19 protein-coding genes are annotated in these 19,326 nt (G+C 38.7%); 10 read left to right on the top strand and 9 right to left on the bottom strand.

The annotated features are described in order from the left end of the window. Positions 1-110 precede the first annotated feature (110 nt). Positions 111-2,174 (top strand): M13 family metallopeptidase, encoded by a 2,064-nt coding sequence (locus HMPREF1320_RS01310; RefSeq protein WP_009751471.1) that lies wholly within the window; start codon positions 111-113, stop codon positions 2,172-2,174. Here the strand turns inward: HMPREF1320_RS01310 and HMPREF1320_RS01305 are convergent. Genes HMPREF1320_RS01305 through prmA form a run of 3 tightly spaced genes read right to left on the bottom strand, consistent with a single transcriptional unit; the run spans position 2,138 to position 5,163 of the window. Continuing rightward, the gene (locus tag HMPREF1320_RS01305; RefSeq protein WP_009417202.1) at positions 2,138-3,637 is read right to left on the bottom strand and encodes a phytoene desaturase family protein; all 1,500 of its coding nucleotides are present in this window, start codon (positions 3,635-3,637) and stop codon (positions 2,138-2,140) included. The genes HMPREF1320_RS01310 and HMPREF1320_RS01305 overlap by 37 nt on opposite strands. A gap of 3 nt (positions 3,638-3,640) precedes the next feature. Further along, positions 3,641-4,327 carry an SMUG2 DNA glycosylase family protein gene (locus HMPREF1320_RS01300; RefSeq protein ID WP_009751424.1) on the bottom strand — a complete coding sequence of 229 codons (687 nt, stop codon included), beginning with the start codon at positions 4,325-4,327 and terminating at the stop codon, positions 3,641-3,643. Beyond that, on the bottom strand, positions 4,327-5,163 hold the full coding sequence (gene prmA / locus HMPREF1320_RS01295) for a 50S ribosomal protein L11 methyltransferase (protein ID WP_009751436.1): 837 nt from the start codon (positions 5,161-5,163) through the stop codon (positions 4,327-4,329). The genes HMPREF1320_RS01300 and prmA overlap by 1 nt, the downstream gene beginning before the upstream one ends. Before the next feature lie 520 nt (positions 5,164-5,683). Here prmA and HMPREF1320_RS01290 point away from each other — a divergent pair. From HMPREF1320_RS01290 to HMPREF1320_RS01275, 4 genes are all read left to right on the top strand, one after another. Next, positions 5,684-6,334, top strand: a complete 651-nt coding sequence (locus tag HMPREF1320_RS01290) for a phosphatidylserine decarboxylase family protein (protein ID WP_009751444.1) — start codon at positions 5,684-5,686, stop codon at positions 6,332-6,334. A gap of 8 nt (positions 6,335-6,342) precedes the next feature. Next, positions 6,343-7,479 (top strand): CapA family protein, encoded by a 1,137-nt coding sequence (locus HMPREF1320_RS01285; protein WP_009751482.1) that lies wholly within the window; start codon positions 6,343-6,345, stop codon positions 7,477-7,479. Between the two features lie 7 nt (positions 7,480-7,486). Next, a complete protein-coding gene (locus tag HMPREF1320_RS01280; RefSeq protein ID WP_009750545.1) occupies positions 7,487-8,206 on the top strand; it encodes a YebC/PmpR family DNA-binding transcriptional regulator in 720 nt (239 codons plus the stop codon). A 92-nt stretch (positions 8,207-8,298) separates the two neighbouring features. Continuing rightward, complete coding sequence (locus HMPREF1320_RS01275) at positions 8,299-8,847, top strand: RsmD family RNA methyltransferase (RefSeq protein WP_009419692.1); 549 nt, start codon at positions 8,299-8,301, stop codon at positions 8,845-8,847. Here HMPREF1320_RS01275 and HMPREF1320_RS01270 read toward each other — a convergent pair. Both HMPREF1320_RS01270 and HMPREF1320_RS01265 read right to left on the bottom strand, forming a co-directional pair. After that, a complete protein-coding gene (locus HMPREF1320_RS01270; protein ID WP_009751426.1) occupies positions 8,844-9,533 on the bottom strand; it encodes a DNA alkylation repair protein in 690 nt (229 codons plus the stop codon). The two genes, HMPREF1320_RS01275 and HMPREF1320_RS01270, sit on opposite strands and share 4 nt — an antisense overlap. Before the next feature lie 19 nt (positions 9,534-9,552). Continuing rightward, on the bottom strand, positions 9,553-10,041 hold the full coding sequence (locus tag HMPREF1320_RS01265; RefSeq protein ID WP_009751431.1) for a DUF2271 domain-containing protein: 489 nt from the start codon (positions 10,039-10,041) through the stop codon (positions 9,553-9,555). 148 nt (positions 10,042-10,189) lie between these two features. On the opposite strand from HMPREF1320_RS01265, the gene HMPREF1320_RS01260 reads away from it, so the two are divergent. The 5 genes from HMPREF1320_RS01260 (at position 10,190) to mgtE (ending at position 15,778) form a co-directional block, all read left to right on the top strand. Continuing rightward, positions 10,190-11,227: a DUF445 domain-containing protein gene (locus HMPREF1320_RS01260; RefSeq protein ID WP_009751473.1), complete on the top strand. Its 1,038-nt coding sequence runs from the start codon at positions 10,190-10,192 to the stop codon at positions 11,225-11,227. Between the two features lie 85 nt (positions 11,228-11,312). Then, the gene (gene tgt, locus HMPREF1320_RS01255; protein ID WP_009751464.1) at positions 11,313-12,443 is read left to right on the top strand and encodes a tRNA guanosine(34) transglycosylase Tgt; all 1,131 of its coding nucleotides are present in this window, start codon (positions 11,313-11,315) and stop codon (positions 12,441-12,443) included. Positions 12,444-12,540: 97 nt separating this feature from the next. Further along, positions 12,541-13,617: an LptF/LptG family permease gene (locus HMPREF1320_RS01250; RefSeq protein ID WP_009417191.1), complete on the top strand. Its 1,077-nt coding sequence runs from the start codon at positions 12,541-12,543 to the stop codon at positions 13,615-13,617. Between the two features lie 4 nt (positions 13,618-13,621). Beyond that, positions 13,622-14,395: a 16S rRNA (adenine(1518)-N(6)/adenine(1519)-N(6))-dimethyltransferase RsmA gene (gene rsmA / locus HMPREF1320_RS01245; RefSeq protein WP_009417192.1), complete on the top strand. Its 774-nt coding sequence runs from the start codon at positions 13,622-13,624 to the stop codon at positions 14,393-14,395. A 27-nt stretch (positions 14,396-14,422) separates the two neighbouring features. Continuing rightward, entirely contained in the window at positions 14,423-15,778 is a 1,356-nt protein-coding gene (gene mgtE / locus HMPREF1320_RS01240; RefSeq protein ID WP_009417199.1) for a magnesium transporter, read from the top strand. A 41-nt stretch (positions 15,779-15,819) separates the two neighbouring features. Here the strand turns inward: mgtE and HMPREF1320_RS01235 are convergent, their stop codons facing one another. The 4 genes from HMPREF1320_RS01235 to HMPREF1320_RS01220 all read right to left on the bottom strand — a co-directional run bounded on the left by HMPREF1320_RS01235 (position 15,820) and on the right by HMPREF1320_RS01220 (position 19,086). Then, complete coding sequence (locus HMPREF1320_RS01235) at positions 15,820-17,034, bottom strand: bifunctional folylpolyglutamate synthase/dihydrofolate synthase (protein ID WP_009751478.1); 1,215 nt, start codon at positions 17,032-17,034, stop codon at positions 15,820-15,822. A 109-nt stretch (positions 17,035-17,143) separates the two neighbouring features. Beyond that, on the bottom strand, positions 17,144-17,959 hold the full coding sequence (locus tag HMPREF1320_RS01230) for an energy transducer TonB (RefSeq protein ID WP_009751468.1): 816 nt from the start codon (positions 17,957-17,959) through the stop codon (positions 17,144-17,146). Between the two features lie 8 nt (positions 17,960-17,967). Continuing rightward, the gene (locus HMPREF1320_RS01225) at positions 17,968-18,354 is read right to left on the bottom strand and encodes an ExbD/TolR family protein (protein ID WP_002672086.1); all 387 of its coding nucleotides are present in this window, start codon (positions 18,352-18,354) and stop codon (positions 17,968-17,970) included. Between the two features lie 27 nt (positions 18,355-18,381). Continuing rightward, on the bottom strand, positions 18,382-19,086 hold the full coding sequence (locus tag HMPREF1320_RS01220; protein WP_002672085.1) for a MotA/TolQ/ExbB proton channel family protein: 705 nt from the start codon (positions 19,084-19,086) through the stop codon (positions 18,382-18,384). Between the last annotated feature and the right edge of the window lie 240 nt (positions 19,087-19,326).

Genomic DNA, 19,326 nt, shown 5'->3' with positions numbered 1-19,326 from the left:
AAGCTTTGCTAAAACTCTTACAAGGTTTAGCAAAGCTTTTTTTATATTCTTTATTGTTAATTGCTAATTATTTTTTACCTTTGCTTCATTAAACAAAAACATTATACAAGATGATGAGAAAAACAGTAAAAACCGCACTGTTGTTTTCGTCGGCAGCACTCATTGTTGCTTGTGGCGGGAATAACAAAAAATCAGAAAATGCAATGACAGACAAAAATGCTGACAAGGGGATTGCTCTTGCTGAAATGGACACTACGGTACGTCCGCAAGATGATTTCTACAATTATGTGAACGGCACTTGGGCTAAAACTGCCAAAATACCAGCCGATAAACCTACGTGGGGCTCTTTCCATATCCTACGCGAGAAAACCGATGAGAATTGCTTGCTTATCTTGGATAATCTCCTCAAGGAAAACTTCGTTCAAGGTACTGAAGGTCAGAAAATAAAAGACCTCTACGAATCGTTTATCGATTGGAAAAAGCGCGATGCCGAAGGGCTTAAACCTATTGAAGGTTATTTGAATAAGATTGAGGCTATTAAAAACCTCACAGACCTTCAAAAGTATTTGGAAGAGGTAACTCGTGAGGGCGAAAACCCTATCTGTGCTTGGGGGGTATATGCCGATATGAAGGATTCTAATATGAATACTGTGTATCTCGGCAACTTTAGCATCGGTATGGGGCGCGATTACTACCAAAAAGATAACAAGGAGAATACTGAGGCTTTACAAAAGTATCAAGATTATGTAAAGGCTATCTTCAAAGTGCTTAAAGACGATAAAGCCGCTGAGAAAGCTAAACAAATGGTAGATTTTGAACGCTCGGTAGCTAAATTGATGCTCACCAATGAGGAAGACCGCAACCCTAACCTTAGCTACAACCCTCAAACAATGGCTGAGCTTAGCAAATTAGTGAAGAACCTCAATCTACCTCAGTTTCTTAAAAACGTAGGGGTGAACACTGATAAAGTAGTTGTTTCTGAAATTCGTTTGTACAAACAATACGATAAGTTTATCAACGAAAAGAACTTGCCTCTTATCAAAGATTACCTCAAATATCAATTAGTAGCCGATAATGCGAGCAACCTTACCAAAGAACTTGATGAGCTTTCTTTTAACTTCTACAACAAGGAGTTGCAAGGACAACAAGAACAACGTCCGATGAACAAACGCGCTCTAAGTGTGATCAATGGTATTTTGGGTGAAGCCTTTGGTAAATTGTATGTAGAAAAGTATTTTCCACCTAAAGCTAAAGAAGAAATGGTTACTTTGGTAGATTATCTCAAAAAGAGCTTTGCACAACATATCAAAGATGTAACTTGGATGTCAGATGCTACTAAGGAAAAGGCTTTGGCTAAACTCAATAAATTTACTGTGAAAGTAGGTTACCCCGATAAGTGGGAAGACTACTCTAAATTGACTATTGAACCGGCTGCTAAAACGGTGTATTTTGCTAACTTGCAACGCGTGAGTGAATGGGCTTACCAAAAAAGTTTGGAAAAAGTAGGCAAGCCTGTAGATAAAACTAAATGGGGTATGTCGCCTCAAACAGTGAATGCGTATTACAATCCATTGTATAATGAAATTGTGTTCCCTGCGGCTATCTTACAACCTCCTTTCTTCAATTTCGAAGCCGACCCTGCGGTGAACTTCGGTGGTATTGGTGCTGTAATAGGTCACGAAATGACACACGGATTTGACGATAGTGGCGCTGAATTTGACGGTGATGGTAATCTAAAAAATTGGTGGACTCCTGAAGATAAAAAGAACTTTGAGAACGCTACCAAAGCCCTTGCTAAACAATACGACCAATACGAACCTGTAAAAGGTGTATTTGTAAATGGTACTTTCACCAGTGGTGAAAACATAGCTGACCTCGGTGGGGTGAATATCGCTTTTGATGCTTTGCAAATGTACTTAAAAGACAAAGGCAATGTAGGTAAAATAAGCAATTTCACTCAAGAACAACGTTTCTTTATCTCTTGGGGTACTGTATGGCGTACGCTTTCTACTGATAAATACCTTACAAACCAAGTAAAAACCGACCCTCATAGCCCAGGATATTTCCGTTCATTCGGTCCGCTTGTGAATGTAGACGCTTGGTATAAAGCCTTTGATGTAAAAGAAGGTGATAAACTCTATAAAAAACCTGAAGACCGCATCAAAATTTGGTAGGTGAGTACCGCACTGATAGTAACTCCTACTAATCCGTGCATTGCAACACTCTGCCCTGTAACATACAAATTTTTGATGTGAGTTTGTGGCATAAAAACGCTTTCCATTATATGGTTAGCGTTTTTTTTGTAGCCGTACAATGCTCCCGTGGGGTTGCCTATATAATCGCGGTAAGTGAGTGGGGTAGAGGTGTAGTAATGAGCAATAGCACTTTTGAGTGTGGGAAATTGTTGAGCAACTACATCTAATAAATCCATAGCACGCTGACTTTTGAAAACTTCATACTGGTTGCCTCTATGATTACCCTCGGTATTGGTCGTGAAACTATTTTGCCAGCGTTGCAGTTCATCAGTGTTCATATAGGTGAGGATAGTAACATTATCAGTATATTCCCTGCCGTCCTTCGGAGGATTCATAGAGAGCATATACGAAATCGGGAAGTCGTTATTAGGGTAATTAGTAGCGTGGTAAACGCTATTGTTATCCTTAAACCAATACACATTATAGGGCAAGTAGCGAAAAGAATTTGGCTTGAGTACCAAATGCAATGAAAAGGCAGCAACCGTAGGTTGTAAGCCCTGCACGCGTTTGCAAAAAGAAGGCTTAAAAGGCGTTTTGCCTGTGATGTTGAGTAGTTGCTTTACATCTATAGCCGAGATGATTTGTTTTGCAACAAACTGCTCTCCTTGTTTGGTGAGTACTGTGTTGATAGTATTCCCTTCACTGTATTCAAAGCCTATGACCTCCCTTTGGTTGAAAAGGTCAGCATCGTATTGGTGCAATTTTTCAATGAGCAAGTTGGTGATTTGGCTACCACCTTGTGTGAGTCGCCAAGCACTTTCTATATATGAATTGACCGATAACGCGTGTACGTATAAAGGTGTCTGCTCATCAGCACCTCCATAGAGAAAGTTAGAGCCTAAGAGCACTGCTTTGAGTCGGTCGTTGGTAGTGATACCGTTGAGGAAGTCTAAGAGTTTTAAGGAAAGCGTATGTACATCGTAATCGGCTACTGCTTGCTTATGGCGGTAGAGTGGAAACTTATCGCAAATAGATTGCATTGTGTGAGCATACTCTTCTAAGGCTTTTTTTTCATTGGGGAAGTAGGAGAGGAGTTGTTGTACAAAGTTCTCATACCCCTGAGCGTGAGGATACATCACGTTAGGTGTATCGCCAAAACAAATACGGTCGTAGCCGTTTATATCAAGCCGTTCTACCGAAAGATGAGTGGCAATACCTACATCTTTAAAATACTCGTATAGTACCTGACCTTCTGCAAGACTTCCTATGTAATGCACTCCTGTATCAAACAGCGTATTATTGCGCACAAAAGTTTGCAGGTTACCCCCATACTGCTCATTTTTCTCCAATATACACACTTTCTTTCCTGCTTTAGCCAAGAGCAAAGCCGAAAAGAGCCCCGAGAGTCCGCTACCTATCACCAAAACATCGTATTGCTTCATTGTCTATATTCCAAAACTCGTCAAAAACTTATCGATATACAGCTGTTTTTCTTTTGATTTATACTGTTGGATAAAGCGAGGGTGCTCTAATACTACCATTTCACCAAATAAAGTAGCTTCTTTATTCAATTTTTGTAAGAAAGTAGCGTTCTTTTTGCCTAATACGAACACCTTTTGAGTGTCTACTCCTAAGGCGATATGCTTTTTTAAAGTTTCTATCATATAGTCCTTTAATGATTTGAAGAGTGCCTCTTCATCGTAATAATTAGCATTGAGCCATTTGCCGTTAGAGGCTTTTCGCACAATAGCCAAAGGAAAAGGAGAATTGATATAAAAATCATTGTAGAACTTAGTAACTCCACCGTATGCTTTTATCATATCATACATAAAAACCGATGATACTTCGTGGGTATGTGCCGACTTCATTACAATACCACACTCGCTTTCTAATCGCTTGGTATCAGTAAAAGGAACGCCTGTAACTCCTGCCCCGTGTCGGCTGGGATTGATGCCTATAATGAATTTCCGCTGACGGTTATCGTTGTAGAATTTGTGATAAAAAGCACGCATTACCTCCATAGTTTCAGGGTTATCCATATAAGGATTCAGCACATCAAAATCCTTAGGCAAGGATTGGTTGTACTCTAAATGTGTGTTGAAGTTGATAATTCTATCGGCAAAAGTATTCATTAGGCTTGTTTTTTGAATTTTACTGCTACCCAGTTGTTGCGTTCTAAGTTCTCGATGTATTGCAAACCGTATGCTTCCGCTTTTTCGCGGATAAGAGGTATATCTTCCTTGTAAAAACCACTGAGCAAGAGAGCGCCTCCTGTTTTGAGAGCTGGTACATACTGCGGTATATCGTTTAAGAGAATATTACGGTTGATATTCGCAATAATAAGGTCGAAGTCTTTTTCATTAGCCAGTGAAGAAGCATCTCCCAGCTGTACTTTGATGTGCTCGCAACCATTGCGTTCTACGTTTTCTATGGAGTTCTTTACACACCATTCGTCTACATCAATGGCGAGTACCTCAGTAGCACCGCGTTTGGCTGCCATAATAGCGAGTACGCTCGTGCCACAACCCATATCGAGTACCTTTTTGCCTTTGAGTTCTTCCTTTAAAAGGAATTGCAACATCATATAAGTAGTTTCGTGATGACCAGTACCGAAACTCATCTTAGGGTCGATAACAATTTCATAAGGGGTATGTGCTTTGGGGTGAAAGGTAGCACGAACGGTACACTCATCGTCTACGGTGATAGGCTCGAAGTGTTTTTCCCATTCCTCATTCCAGTTCACCTGTTCAATAGTTTGATGTGTGTAGGTAATTTGAAACTCCTCGCTGTGAAGTATCTGTATGTCAGAGAGTATATTAGCATTCCAAAAAGGTTCTTGTATATAAGCCTGCAAACCGGTTTCGGTATCTACAAAGCTCTCGAAGCCTACTTCGGCGAGTTCGGCAACTAATATTTCAGAAGCAACCCCCATAGGGGCAATGGTAAAAGTGTATTCTATGTAATTCATTAAATATAATTGATTATCAGTATTATTTATTTAAGTGGAGTACTGATTAGAAAACTGAGAAAAAAATGTTAAAATATATAAAAACCGTGCATTTTCTTCAAAAAAATTGATTAAAACACTTCTTTATCTTTATTGCTATGAAAAATATTAAATATTTATTAATCAGTTAAATAAGAGTTACAGCTACTCTGCCGTTTAGATGATGTTAGAGCGAAGCTAAGACGAAGGAAAGACGAACCTAAGACGAAGGAAAGACGAACCTAAGACGGAGGTAAGCCGAAGCTAACGTCTTATTAAGCTGTATTTCAATTGGTAAAAACTTCAATTTTCGACATTGAGGAAAAAATGTTAAAATTGCCGATATGCAAAAAAAAATGCAATAGTTATTAAAGTTTTAATGTCAGAGGGCAAAAGTAGTAAAAAAATAGGGAAGACCAAGAATTATGGTTGAAAAATATTTATTGTGCGTTGCAATTTGTTAATTCTTTCGTATCTTTGCACCCTAAAATAATTGCATACAATGTTTCACAAGGAAGGTTTTAAGATTATTCTCATTACGCTATTCGCCGTGATAGGTATATCGCTTATAGCGCATTATTTTGTTGATATACCGTGGCTTAAGAAGCTTATACAGATAGTAGCTTTTTTATTTTTGATAGCTATATTGCAGTTCTTTAGAAATCCTAAACGCATTACGCCTAAAAATGACCAGCATATTATCGCTCCCGTAGACGGTAAGGTGGTGGTGATAGAAGAAGTGTTTGAGAAAGAATATTTTAAAGATAAACGTTTGCAGGTATCGATTTTTATGTCGCCTGTGAATGTGCACGTAACTCGTTATGCTTTAGGCGGAAAGGTTACTTATAGCGAGTATCACCCGGGAAAGTATTTGGTAGCGTGGCACCCTAAGGCTTCGGAAGAGAATGAACGTACTACCATAGTGGTAGATAACCCTGTGTTCGGTGAAGTGTTATACCGACAAATAGCGGGAGCATTGGCTAAACGCATTGTGAATTATGCCAAAGTCGGTGAAACAGTGGTACAAGGCGAAGATGCTGGATTTATCAAATTCGGATCGCGTGTAGACGTGTATTTGCCTTTGGGGACGAAAATAAATGTACAACTCAATCAGACCGTAAAAGGAGGAGTTGATGTGATTGCCGAAAAATAAAGAATAAGATGCAGAGAATCTTATTGTTAATAGCATTAAGTTTTAGTGGATATGCTACAGCTCAAATAGATAGTTTGGTGCATACTACTGTTGATACCTTACTCGTTCGTACCAAAGATACGCTTACCATAGTAGCCGTTGGCGATGTGATGATAGGCTCGGGTTTTCCTGCTGGTTATTTGCCTAAGGACGATGCGGTGAACAGTTTTAAATACGTAAAACCCTATCTGAAAGGTGATATTGTGTTCGGAAATTTAGAAGGAGTGATACTCGATAGTGGCGATTCGGAGAAGTGCAAGAGTGGCGATTTCGAGAAGTGCAAGGATACAGAAGAGAGTCCTTGCTATGTTTTCCGTATGCCCAACCGCTATGGGAAAATCATTAAGGAAGCAGGTTTTAACCTGATGAGTACCGCTAATAATCACGCCAATGACTTTGGTGAAAAAGGACGGCGCAATACGGCTAAGATACTCGATAAGATGGGTATATACCACGCAGGACCAGTAGAAAAAAAGTCGGTTGTATTTGAGAAAGAAGGCATAAAGTACGGTTTTTGTGCTTTTTCGCCCAATAGCAATATGCTATCGATAAACAACATAGAGCAGGCTACCAATTTGGTAAAGGAATTGCGCCCACAGGCGGATATTCTCATTGTTTCTTTCCACGGAGGTGCTGAAGGCTCTAAAAATACACGTGTGCCGAGAGCTGATGAGTTTTTCTTCGGTGAGAATAGGGGGAATGTGTATAAGTTTGCGCACTCGGTAATAGACGCAGGTGCCGATATTGTATTGGGGCACGGGCCTCACGTTACCCGCGCGGTGGAAGTGTACAATAGGAAGTTTATCGCTTATAGTATGGGAAATTTCAATACTTATGGGCATTTTAATCTGCAAGGAGTTAATGGTATTGCTCCTTTGCTTGATATTAAGATTGACCGCAAAGGCAATTTTCTTTATGCCAATGTGATTTCAGTGAAACAGACGAAAGTGAAAGGATTAAAACTCGATAATGATTGCAAGGTGTTTAATGAGATGAAACGCCTTACTCATCTTGACTTTCCTGAGACACCTTTACACTTTGTGAATAACCAAATTTTGATTAAAACAACAGAACAGACAGATAACAAACTAATAACTAATAACTAAAATAAAAATGGGAAGAGCATTTGAATTTAGAAAAGCCCGTAAATTTAAACGTTGGGCAGCAATGGCAAAAACATTTACCCGTTTAGGGAAAGATATTGTAATGGCAGTGAAAGAGGGAGGTCCTCACCCTGAGAGTAACTCGCGTTTGCGTGCCGTGATACAGAATGCCAAAGCCGCCAATATGCCTAAAGAAAATATTGAGCGCGCCATCAAAAAAGCAACTGAAAAAGATACTGCAAACTATAAAGAAGTTCTTTTTGAAGGCTATGCACCTCACGGTATTGCTGTACTCATAGAAACGGCAACCGACAATAACAACCGTACCGTAGCTAATATCCGCAGTTATTTTAACAAGTGTAATGGTACTTTAGGCACATCGGGGTCAGTGGAGTTTATGTTCGACCACACTTGTAACTTCCGTATTAATGGCAATGGGATAGACCCCGAAGAGTTAGAACTCGAAATGATAGACTTCGGGGCAGAAGAAGTGTTTGTAGACGAAGACGGTATCCTCATCTATGCGCCTTTTGAGAGCTTTGGAGCTATCCAAAAAGAGTTAGAAAGTCGTAACATAGAAATCTTATCGTCAGGCTTTGAGCGTATTCCACAAGTAACGAAAGAACTTACCCCTGAAGAACAAGCCGATGTGGAGAAACTTCTCGAGAAGATAGAGGAAGATGAGGACGTGCAACAGGTGTACCATACGATGAAAGAAGTGGAAGAATAATTAATGAGTTTATCCTTTACCCAAAAAGCTATGAACGAGGTAATGCAGAGTTTAACAGTGAGGGAAACTGTTCAATAAAAAGGTTAATCTTTATGAGAATAATATCAGGGAAGAATAAGGGGAAACAGCTTATAGCACCTAATAAATTGCCAGTTCGCCCTACTACCGATTTTGCGAAGGAAGCTCTTTTTAATATACTCAATAACTATTATTATTTTGAAGAACTTTCTGTACTCGACCTTTTTGCAGGAACAGGAAATATTAGCTATGAGTTTGCAAGTAGAGGTTGCCCCTCAGTATTATCAGTTGATAACCATAACGGTTGTGTGCAATTTATCAATAAAATAGCACGTGAATTAGTCTATCCTATTACAGCACTTAAAGCCGATGTATATGAATATTTAAAACGTACTACTCAGCAGTTTGATGTTATTTTTGCTGACCCTCCGTATGATTTCCTGATTGAAAAGTTTGTTACTATTGCCGATATTGTCTTCAATCAAAACTTACTTACTGAAAATGGAATGCTCATTATTGAACATTCGTCTAAAACAGATTTATCAGAACAGCCATTTTTCTCACAAGCGAAGAAATATGGGGGGAGCGTATTTAGTTTTTTTGAAAGAGAAGAGCAAGATTAGAGTTTAAACTGCGACAAATATTTCTTAGTATCTTCGGAAATACGGCGACTTTCCCTTGCTTTTTGTATACTTTTATTTTGAACAAAGGGAGAAAGTGTTTTTGATTCTATGTAAGGGATTGTTGCTTCATATTGTTTTGTTAAAGCAGTAGCAAAGTACCACGCTATCATCATATTTATATAATATTCATCTGAGGTAATTTTTGCTACCCAGGTTAAGTATTCTTCCTTAAAAAGAGCATCTAAATAATTAGACAATAACAAGCCAATTCCGTAACGTACTGTATAGGTTTCTTTGCTTGTAATCCATTGTTTGATGTGTTTTAATGTCTCTTCGGGGTATTTCAAGAAGATTTTAGGAGCAAAAGTATCACACGTAGCCCAATTATCAATATAGGGGAGGAACCGCTCTGTATATTGCATCGCTTTATCAAAATCTTTTAGCTGTTCAATGATAAAACCGTGTAGATTATTCTCTTCATAATAATAATGAGGTGACTCTTCTAAAAAAGACATTGCTTCAGTGGGGTAATGCTTTACTAATTCTTTAGCCAACGCTCGCATTGCAGGTGTTCTAACCCCTATAATACGAGATTTCTCCACAGTGGGAATCAAATTCGCTGTAAAATCTCTATAAGGAGAGTCTTCTAATGCCCATAACCGGTCTAAAATAATTTCTTTACTCATAATTTCTTTAAGGTGATTGTCAATCGTTAGGCATTAATCTCACATAACGGATATAACCTTTACCTTCAATTTTAGTGTTAAGGTTCTCAGTTTTAAATTCTACTTCAGCATCTTTAGCATAGTAATATTCATCTTCAACGGCAGTCTCAAAACGTATTTTGTAGCCCTTGTTCAGTTTACTATCATCAATTGTAAGTATCTTTACAGCGCGTTCTCCTCCGCTAATGGTAGCTCCCGTAATCCCATCAATTGTCTGGCGTTTGCCATAAAACTTCCACCATTGAGTAAGATCGTCGTACCATTCAGGATCATCTCCAAGAATTTGTAGTGTTTGCTCATATTTACCTTCGGGATTGATGAGTGAAACTACTATGTAGGCTCCTTCACCCTTGTAATTAGTGAGTTGTATGAGGCATTTGTATTTTTTAACAGTTGCTTGCTGTACAAATGAAAGAGTAAGTAAAGCAATTATTCCTACGGCTAATGTTATTAAAAAGTGCTTTTTCATTTTTTTTATAGTTAAGGGTTAAATACAATCAGTTAGAATAAACTGATGCAAAGATAGACAATAATTACTATCTGACAATTTATATTACTCAACTTTTTTATTTTTCCCACTTTTCTTCGTACCTTTGCACCTGAAAAACTGATAATTTATGAACAGTTCCAAGCGCCAAAAACTACAACACCACAAGAATATAGCTACGGGGCTCTTTGTTTTGATGCTCATCATTTATATGGCAATGGTGGTATGGTACAAAAAAGCTCCCAAACTCACTTTTATAGGTTATATAAAGGCTTTTTCCGAAGCCGCTATGGTAGGAGCGCTTGCCGATTGGTTTGCAGTAACAGCGCTTTTTCACAAACCATTAGGATTAAACATTCCACATACCAACCTCATTGAGGAAAGAAAGAATGACATCGGGGAGAATTTAGGTGATTTTGTGGTGGAGAACTTCCTTAAACCTAAACAGATACGTCCTTACATTACCGATATTAAAGTATCATCATTTATAGTTGAGTGGCTCTCGAAAGAAAGTACTCCTCACCAGATAGAAACTTTTGTAAGAAAAATACCTCTCAATGCAAAAGCAAGCGAAGTACTCACCACTTTTTTAGACGAGAATAAACATCAGAAATTTCTTCGAAAAGCTTTTGAAAAAGTAGCTACTTACCTCGCCGAACATCAAGAGCTGGTGCAACACGAAATTGACAGCCAATTTCCTCCTCTTGTACCATCGTTTATTAAAGATACAATTACTCGGAAGGTAAGCAATGGGCTCTATCAGTTAGTTGTAAAAGCATCGGAAGATGAAACACACCCTATCAGGGCTGAAATTACAGCGCAATTGTATGAATTTGCCGAAAAACTCAATACTCCTGAGTGGGAACAACATCTTGCAAAGCTATTGCGCACCGCTACGGAGCGCCTCACCGATGAACTCCGCCAAAATGTCCAGCTGCAACACCAAATAGACACTTGGGTACAGAAAACTGCCTATCAGTTTGTGCTAAAAAACAAAGAGGAAGTGGGAAAACTCATCAGTCATACGGTGGAGAACTGGGAGGGACGCGAATTGAGCGAAAAACTTGAATTGGAAGTAGGTAAAGACCTTCAATTTATCCGTATCAATGGCACTTTGGTAGGCGGATTAGTCGGTTTGGCTATTTACGCCCTTACTCAGTTATTCTGAAAGAGATATTAGCCTATTTGCTAACTTTTCTAATTTGCTAATTTGCTAATTCTTCCCTACCTTTGCGCCCGAAAATGTTTCAACTATGGATTTTGAAATACTAAAAACAGACGAACATACTAAAGCACGTGCTGGGAAGATTACTACCAGCCACGGCGTGATTGAAACCCCCATTTTTATGCCTGTGGGAACGGTGGGAAGCGTGAAAGGAGTGCACCAACGCGAACTGAAAGACGATATTAATGCCGATATCATCTTGGGGAACACCTATCACCTTTATTTACGACCTCAAACACCCATTTTGGAAAAAGCAGGAGGTTTACATAAGTTTATTAATTGGGATAGAAACATACTTACCGATAGCGGTGGTTATCAAGTATATTCATTAGCTGCCAATCGAAAGATAAAAGAAGAAGGTGTAAAGTTCAAAAGCCATATCGATGGCTCTTTTCACTTCTTTTCACCCGAAAAAGTAATGGAAATAGAGCGCAGTATAGGAGCTGATATTATGATGGCTTTTGATGAATGCACGCCTTACCCTTGTGAATACGGTTATGCAAAACGTTCAATGCATCTCACGCATAGGTGGCTCGATAGATGCATTGCTCACCTCGAAAAAGTACCTCCTAAATACGGTTATCATCAAAGTTTATTCCCGATAGTACAAGGGTCAGTCTATAAAGACCTTCGTACACAGTCTACCGAATATATTGCAAGCAAAAATGCCGACGGAAACGCTATCGGGGGGCTATCAGTAGGCGAACCCGTAGAACAAATGTATGAAATAACCGAACTTGTATGCGATATTCTCCCCAAAGACAAGCCCCGATACCTTATGGGAGTGGGTACACCCGTTAATATATTGGAAAATATTGCTTTGGGAGTGGATATGATGGATTGTGTAATGCCTACGCGCAATGCTCGCAACGGAATGCTCTTTACTGCAAAAGGAATTATCAATATTAAAAACAAAAAATGGGAAGATGATTTCTCGCCCATAGACCCTGATGGGCATACTTACGTAGATACCTATTACACGAAAGCCTATTTACGTCATTTATTCGCTGCTAACGAGTTTTTGGGCAAACAAATCGCTTCAATTCACAATCTTGGTTTCTATTTATGGCTTGTGAGGGAAGCTCGCCGACAAATTGTAGCGGGTACTTTCCTTACGTGGAAGACAAAAATGGTTACTGATATGTCAAATCGTCTTTAAACAAATTAAATTAATTAATATACTTCTGATAAAAACGCTTTTGCGTCGCTAATTCCCCCTTTGGAGGGGGATAGGGGAAGGTTTAAAAAACAAAAAAATGAAAATACTCGACTGGTACATCTTAAAACGCTATCTTCTTACCTTCTTTATGATGATAATTCTCTTTATTCCTATCGGAATTATCGTAGATTTATCTGAAAAAGTAGATAAGATGATACAAAAAGGCGCCCCGATGAACGAAATACTGTGGTATTACCTCAGTTTTATCGTTTATTTTGCCAATATATTGTTCCCCATCTTGCTGTTCCTCTCTATCATCTGGTTTACATCAAAGTTAGCCAATAATACCGAGATAATCGCTATCCAGAGCTCAGGTGTATCGTATATGCGCTTTTTGCGTCCGTATATCGTGGGTGCGAGTATCATTTCGGTGATAGTGTTTTTTATGGGAATGTTTATTGTACCGGCTGCCAGCACTGTGTATAATGATTTTTGGAATAAGTATATACGTTCTTCGAAGGTGGAAAGCGTTTCAGACCTCTACAATCAGTTTTCTGACAACGATTACCTTTATGTAAGCTCGTTTAACTACCAAGACAAACGCGGGTATAACTTTTCAGTAGAACATTTTGATGGTATTAAGATGACGGAAAAGATAAATGCCGAAACGATTCAGTGGATAGACAGCACGAAAACCTATCGGCTTACCAATTACTCCAAAAGAAAGATAGGGGAGGGCGACGATGTGATAGTGAAACGCGACCAGTTAGACACGATATTCAATTTCAAACCCGATGACCTAATGCCGATGGAATATACAGCTGAAAATAAGAACTTGTTTGAGTTAAATAAGTTCATTGAACACGAAAAGATGAAAGGTTCGCCCAATTTAAATATGTATCTATTGGTAAAATACCGCCGTTGGGGCGCAATAAGTACTGCCTTTATCCTTACGCTTATCGGCGTGGCTGTTTCATCGGTGAAAAAGCGCGGAGGAATGGGAATCAACTTAATGGTGGGGGTAGTTGTAGGGTTTAGCTTTGTGTTCTTCGACCGTGTGTTTGGAACCCTTGCCCAAACCTCAGGAGGCTTATCCCCATTGATGGCTGTCCTCTTGCCTAACCTTATTTTCCTTACCTTAGCTATTTTGTTACTCCGGAAAGTAAGAAGTTAAATTTATGGAATTAGTAAAAGCAAAAAAGCATTTAGGGCAACATTTCTTAAAAGATTTAAACATTGCACAGAAAATAGCTGATACATTATCGCTAAAAAACTATAAAAAAGTAGTAGAAATAGGAGCTGGAATGGGCGTACTCACTCAGTTTTTGCTCAAAAAAGACGTTGATGTGCACATAGTGGAAATCGATAAGGAATCGGTAGCTTATTTGGAGGCAAATTATCCTGCATTAAGAGGAAAAATAATTGCCGATGACTTTTTGAAATATGATGTAGCGGGTTATTTATCCGAACCATTTGCTATTATAGGTAATTTTCCTTATAATATCTCTACTCAAATCGTTTTTAAACTACTTGAACTGCGAAAATATGTTCCTGAGTTTAGTGGAATGTTTCAGAAAGAGGTAGCCGAACGTATATGCGAGCACGAAGGCAGAAAAACGTATGGAATTTTATCAGTTTTAGTACAGGCTTTTTATGAAACGAGCTATTTATTCACAGTTTCGGAGAGTGTTTTTAATCCTCCGCCCAAAGTAAAGAGCGGTGTAATACGATTAGTACGAAAAGCTGACTTCCATTTAGATTGTGATGAAAGATTATTCTTTACCGTAGTGAAAACAGCTTTCAATCAACGGCGAAAAACCCTTCGCAACAGCCTAAAACCACTACTTACAGATGAGAATTTAAAGCAAGACCCTATATTTGATAAACGTCCTGAGCAATTGCCTTGGCAAGAGTTTGTTTTTATTACTAAAAAAATCAGTAATCAAGTTTGATAGCTAACGATTTGACGTCTTAAAACTATGACAACTTTTAAAATAACAGATGAACTCATTGAGAAAATCCATAAACTCATTGAGGAAAAACAAAATAAAGAACTTACAACCCTCTTAAATGATTTGCACTATGCCGATATAGCTGAAATCATTCACGAATTGGATATTGAAGAGGGGGTATACATCATTCGTTTAATTGATGCTGAGAAAACATCAGATGTACTCACAGAATTAGACGATGATTACCGTGAGAATATCTTAAAAAACCTTTCTGCAAAAGAAATTGCCGATGAAATCATCGAGTTGGACACCGATGATGCGGTGGATATCATTTCTGAATTGCCCGAAGATAGAAAAACAGAGGTTATTTCGCATATCTCGGACGTAGAACACGCCAAAGATATCGTAGAATTACTTCGTTATGGCGAAGATACTGCGGGAGGACTAATGGCGAAGGAACTTGTAAAGGTAAATGAGAATTGGAATGTGCTAAAATGCGTAAAAGAAATGCGCGAACAGGCGGCTCACGTTACTCGTGTGCATTCTATTTATGTGGTAGATGATAATGATGTGCTTAAAGGACGACTTTCACTTAAAGATTTGCTTACTACTTCCACACGTTCAGAAGTGAAAGACATTTATATTCCAAAAGTAGATTACGTATACGTTACTGATACAGCCGAAGAGGTAGCTCACATAATGAGTAAGTATGACTTAGAGGCAATTCCCGTAGTTGATGAGATGAAACGCCTTGTGGGGCGCATCACTATTGATGATGTGGTGGACGTGATAAAAGAAGAAGCTGAAAAAGACTATCAGTTGGCAGCAGGTATCACCAATGATGTAGAGGCAAGCGATAGTGTATGGAAACTTACCAAAGCGCGTTTGCCTTGGTTACTTATTGGAATGTTCGGAGGATTAGGTGCAGCGAGTATTATCAATGGTTTTCAGGATACGATGATGATTTACCCTATATTATTGATATTTATTCCGCTTATTCAAGCTACTGCGGGAAATGTGGGAGTACAATCATCGGCGATAATAGTACAAGGGTTGGCAAATAATTCTATCGATGGCGAACTTATCAAACGGTTGCTCAAAGAATTTCTATTAGGACTCATCAACGGAGGAACTATTGCAGGAATAGTGATATTAGTAAGCCATTTTGCTTTTCAAGCTGAGTATTTGGTAAGTATTACGGTAGCCATAGCACTCATTACAGTGATTGTAAATGCTGCTGTGATAGGTACTTTTATCCCGATACTTCTCCACAAGCGCGGTATTGACCCAGCGGTTGCTACGGGTCCGTTTATCACTACCAGCAACGATGTTTTAGGTATCTTGATTTACTTTTTTATTGCCAAAATGATATTAGGGTTTTAAAACAACCTTCATTTGTTTTTCAGTATTCACTTTTTGTTATTTTACAACACTTCCGCAACTACAAACGTGCTTCCACCAACAAAGATAAAGTCAGTGGGAAGCGCTTGTGCCTTAGCGGCATTTAAGGCTTCTGCTACTGAAGAATATCTCTCCCCTTGGAGTCCTTTTGCAGTGGCAATTTCCTTTAATGTATCTACATTAAGTCCTCTTGCAATAGCAGGACTGCAAAAATAATAGGTAGCTTCTTTTGGGAAAAGCTCTAAAACACTATTTACATCTTTTTCTTTTACAAAACCTACTACAATATGAAGATGTGTATAGGTTTGCTTTTTTAGTTGTTCCATCACATAAGTAAGTCCGCCCACATTATGTCCTGTATCACATACGATAGTAGGGTAGGAGCCAAGGGTTTGCCAACGACCTTTCAGATTTGTATTGTGCACTACGTGTAAAAGACCTTGTGCAATATTCTCCGGAGTAATATCCCACCCCTGGTGGATAAGCAATTCGGTAACAGCTATTACTCCTTTGATATTTTTCTCTTGGTAGGCACCTTGAAGATCGGTTGTAAGAGAAGTTTCTATGTGATTGGTAAAAATAATAGGAGCTTTCATTTCTTTAGCTTTTGCTGTGAAGACGGGAGCTGTCTCCTCTTGATATTCACTGATTACTACAGGCACATTTCGTTTGATAATACCAGCTTTTTCAAAAGCTATTTTAGGTAAAGTATCTCCTAAAATATCAGTATGGTCTTTGGAGATATTGGTAATAAGAGAAACTTCGGGAGTGATAATATTAGTGGAGTCAAAACGCCCTCCTAAGCCTACTTCTATCACAGCGATATCTACTTTTTCATTCTCGAAATAGCTGAACGCCATTCCCACTGTCATTTCAAAGAATGAGAGGTGATATTCTTCCAAAAAAGGTCTGTTTTTAGCTATAAAACTTACCACATAGTCTTCAGGTATTTCCCTCCCATTAATTTTGATACGTTCTCGGAAGTCTTTGAGGTGTGGAGAAGTGTACAATCCTACCTTATATCCTGCCTCTTGTAGGATAGAAGCGAGCATACTGCTGGAAGAACCCTTTCCGTTAGTGCCTGCGATATGCAAACTTTTGAATTTTGTTTGAGGGTTTCCTAACACCGAAGTAAAGGCGAGGATATTGTCTAATTTGTTGTTCAAAGCGGTTTTACCCTGTGTCTGAAACATTGGTAAGCGGTTGAACATCCACGAAAGTGTTTCTTGATAATTCAATGTTAAAGATATTTTTTAGTTGTTGTACAATCAAAAATGAGATAATCAGTTATAGTATAACCATTATCTCATTTCGTTAATTATTAATTACCAATTATTAATTTATTTCTTATTCTCCGAGTTTAAAGTTGATAACAATAAAACCTACTTGACGTGCAGGGGCATTATCATCTGCGTTCCAGCGGTGCATAGCAGCTGTTTTTCGAGCAGCTTCCAGCAAACACTGAGCAGAGTTAGTAGTTCCTTTCACACCAGCAGTAGCTTTTACTACTTTACCACTACGGTCTACTTCTATTTGCACTACCACGCGTCCTTCTTCATTACAATTTTGAGGTACTTTACCTTGTGAAGCAATAGTACGACCTTTAAGTCCCCAACCTTTGCCAGTGCCATTACCACCTCCTGAGCCATAATAAGAATTAGCGTACTGGCTACCATCTATCTGTCCTTGATAACCAGGTTGGTTGCCATCTCCTTGTCCTGAGGTACCACTACCACCTACATTGGCAGCTCCCAATATATTTGATAACGCATCCGAAGTTTCCCGTGAAGGCTTAGGAGCGGGTTTGGGACTCTCTTTTGGAGTGTCTTTTTTAGGTGTTTCTTTCTTTTTAGGTACTTCGGGTACAGAAACTTCTTCGTTGTTATCTTGAGCCAAAAGGTTCTCCTTTACTTCTTGTGAAATACTCTGTTCTGGTTGTGTTTGGGGAGGCGTTTTAGTTTCTTCCTGTTTAGCAGCACTTGGCGGAGGAGTGCGCTCGCCCATTCCTACCAAATCGACTCCATAAATAACCTCTACACCTTTTTCGGGCGGTGGGTCTAAGTACTTCATTCCTGCAAAAAATAGTATGAAGATTACTAAACACATCACAGCCGTAGTGAGTGCTAATGATTTCCGTTTATGTTCTGTATCGAATAAATTCATATACCTTTCTATTTTGGACGGACAGCCAAAATCACCTTAAATTGGTTTTGGTTTGCCACATCCATCACTGTTACCGCATTTTCAATAGGTACACTTTCCTCTACACGCAAAATGATAGTAGGATTTTCCACTCCCTTGAGCGCTGATTTGAGCTCTGTATCGAGATTATCTACTGAAATAGGTTTCTTGTCAAGAAAATAGTTTAAATCTTTATCAATGCTTACTGAAACGTTTTGTGTATTAGTACTTTTACCTTTAGCTTTAGGCAATAACAAATCGAGTGCATTGGGGCTGTTGGCAGTAATCATAAAGAATATTAACAACAGAAACACAATGTCCGTCATAGACGACATACTGAACTCAGGACTTACTTTATTTCTACCTTTTAATTTCATAATTAGATCAGAGTAGTTTTTTAAGACCTATAGAGGTTCGTTTAACAAGTCTAAGAATTCAACAGCATTGGCTTCCATTAGGTGTACCACCTTATCAGTTTTTACTACTAAGTGGTTGTAGCCTACATAAGCAATAATTCCTACTATAAGCCCCGCTACGGTAGTTGCCATCGCGGTGTAGATACCACTTGCTAATGACCCCATCTCTGCCTGACCGCCTGCTGAAGCCATTTCGTGGAATGACATAATCATACCAACAACTGTACCTAAGAATCCAATCATAGGTCCTGCTCCTGCAATAGTAGCGAGAATAGCCGTATTCTTTTCAAGATTGTAGACCTCTAAAGTGCCTGCATTTTCAATAGCTTTATTGATATCTTCAAGAGGTTTACCTATACGAGAAACCCCCTTTTCAATAAGGCGTGCTACAGGAGTATTGGATTGTACACAAAGCATTTTAGCAGCATCTAAGCGCCCAGCTGAGATACAATCACGTATTTTATACATAAAAGTTTTATCCATCTTAGAAGCTGCCTTAATAGCAAAAAGGCGTTCAAAATAGAGAAAAAGAGCTACAGCGAGCATCACAAATAAAATACTAATAATAATGATACTCCCCATACCACCATCTAGAATCAGTTCCATTATAGAAAGGGTTTTCTCTTGTACTGCGACGGGAGCAGTGTCGGTTGCAGTAGTCGCAACGTCTACAGAAGTTTGTAATCCTAACATATTATTTTTGTTTTTCTGTTTAAAAATATCGCAAAAGTAAGAAATAATTATCAATACACAATTATTAATTAATAATTAACAATTTATAAAATTATAAGTGCTTGATAATCATTTGTTTTTTAAATGAATAATTAACAAAAAAAGCTACTCAGTATTGAGTAGCTTTTGTGGACTCTACTGGATTCGAACCAGTGACCCTCTGCTTGTAAGGCAGATGCTCTGAACCAGCTGAGCTAAGAA

Source organism: Capnocytophaga sp. oral taxon 335 str. F0486 (assembly GCF_000277665.1).
In the GTDB taxonomy this organism is placed as follows: Bacteria; Bacteroidota; Bacteroidia; order Flavobacteriales; family Flavobacteriaceae; genus Capnocytophaga; species Capnocytophaga ochracea.
This window is presented reverse-complemented; position numbering and strand designations above follow the sequence as displayed.

Excerpts from the sequence above, each read along its gene's own strand:
- HMPREF1320_RS01310 (WP_009751471.1), top strand. The coding sequence starts at position 111 with ATGATGAGAAAAACAGTAAAAACCGCACTGTTGTTTTCGTCGGCAGCA.
- HMPREF1320_RS01305 (WP_009417202.1), bottom strand. The coding sequence starts at position 3,637 with ATGAAGCAATACGATGTTTTGGTGATAGGTAGCGGACTCTCGGGGCTC.
- HMPREF1320_RS01300 (WP_009751424.1), bottom strand. The coding sequence starts at position 4,327 with ATGAATACTTTTGCCGATAGAATTATCAACTTCAACACACATTTAGAG.
- prmA (WP_009751436.1), bottom strand. The coding sequence starts at position 5,163 with ATGAATTACATAGAATACACTTTTACCATTGCCCCTATGGGGGTTGCT.
- HMPREF1320_RS01290 (WP_009751444.1), top strand. The coding sequence starts at position 5,684 with ATGTTTCACAAGGAAGGTTTTAAGATTATTCTCATTACGCTATTCGCC.
- HMPREF1320_RS01285 (WP_009751482.1), top strand. The coding sequence starts at position 6,343 with ATGCAGAGAATCTTATTGTTAATAGCATTAAGTTTTAGTGGATATGCT.
- HMPREF1320_RS01280 (WP_009750545.1), top strand. The coding sequence starts at position 7,487 with ATGGGAAGAGCATTTGAATTTAGAAAAGCCCGTAAATTTAAACGTTGG.
- HMPREF1320_RS01275 (WP_009419692.1), top strand. The coding sequence starts at position 8,299 with ATGAGAATAATATCAGGGAAGAATAAGGGGAAACAGCTTATAGCACCT.
- HMPREF1320_RS01270 (WP_009751426.1), bottom strand. The coding sequence starts at position 9,533 with ATGAGTAAAGAAATTATTTTAGACCGGTTATGGGCATTAGAAGACTCT.
- HMPREF1320_RS01265 (WP_009751431.1), bottom strand. The coding sequence starts at position 10,041 with ATGAAAAAGCACTTTTTAATAACATTAGCCGTAGGAATAATTGCTTTA.
- HMPREF1320_RS01260 (WP_009751473.1), top strand. The coding sequence starts at position 10,190 with ATGAACAGTTCCAAGCGCCAAAAACTACAACACCACAAGAATATAGCT.
- tgt (WP_009751464.1), top strand. The coding sequence starts at position 11,313 with ATGGATTTTGAAATACTAAAAACAGACGAACATACTAAAGCACGTGCT.
- HMPREF1320_RS01250 (WP_009417191.1), top strand. The coding sequence starts at position 12,541 with ATGAAAATACTCGACTGGTACATCTTAAAACGCTATCTTCTTACCTTC.
- rsmA (WP_009417192.1), top strand. The coding sequence starts at position 13,622 with ATGGAATTAGTAAAAGCAAAAAAGCATTTAGGGCAACATTTCTTAAAA.
- mgtE (WP_009417199.1), top strand. The coding sequence starts at position 14,423 with ATGACAACTTTTAAAATAACAGATGAACTCATTGAGAAAATCCATAAA.
- HMPREF1320_RS01230 (WP_009751468.1), bottom strand. The coding sequence starts at position 17,959 with ATGAATTTATTCGATACAGAACATAAACGGAAATCATTAGCACTCACT.
- HMPREF1320_RS01225 (WP_002672086.1), bottom strand. The coding sequence starts at position 18,354 with ATGAAATTAAAAGGTAGAAATAAAGTAAGTCCTGAGTTCAGTATGTCG.
- HMPREF1320_RS01220 (WP_002672085.1), bottom strand. The coding sequence starts at position 19,086 with ATGTTAGGATTACAAACTTCTGTAGACGTTGCGACTACTGCAACCGAC.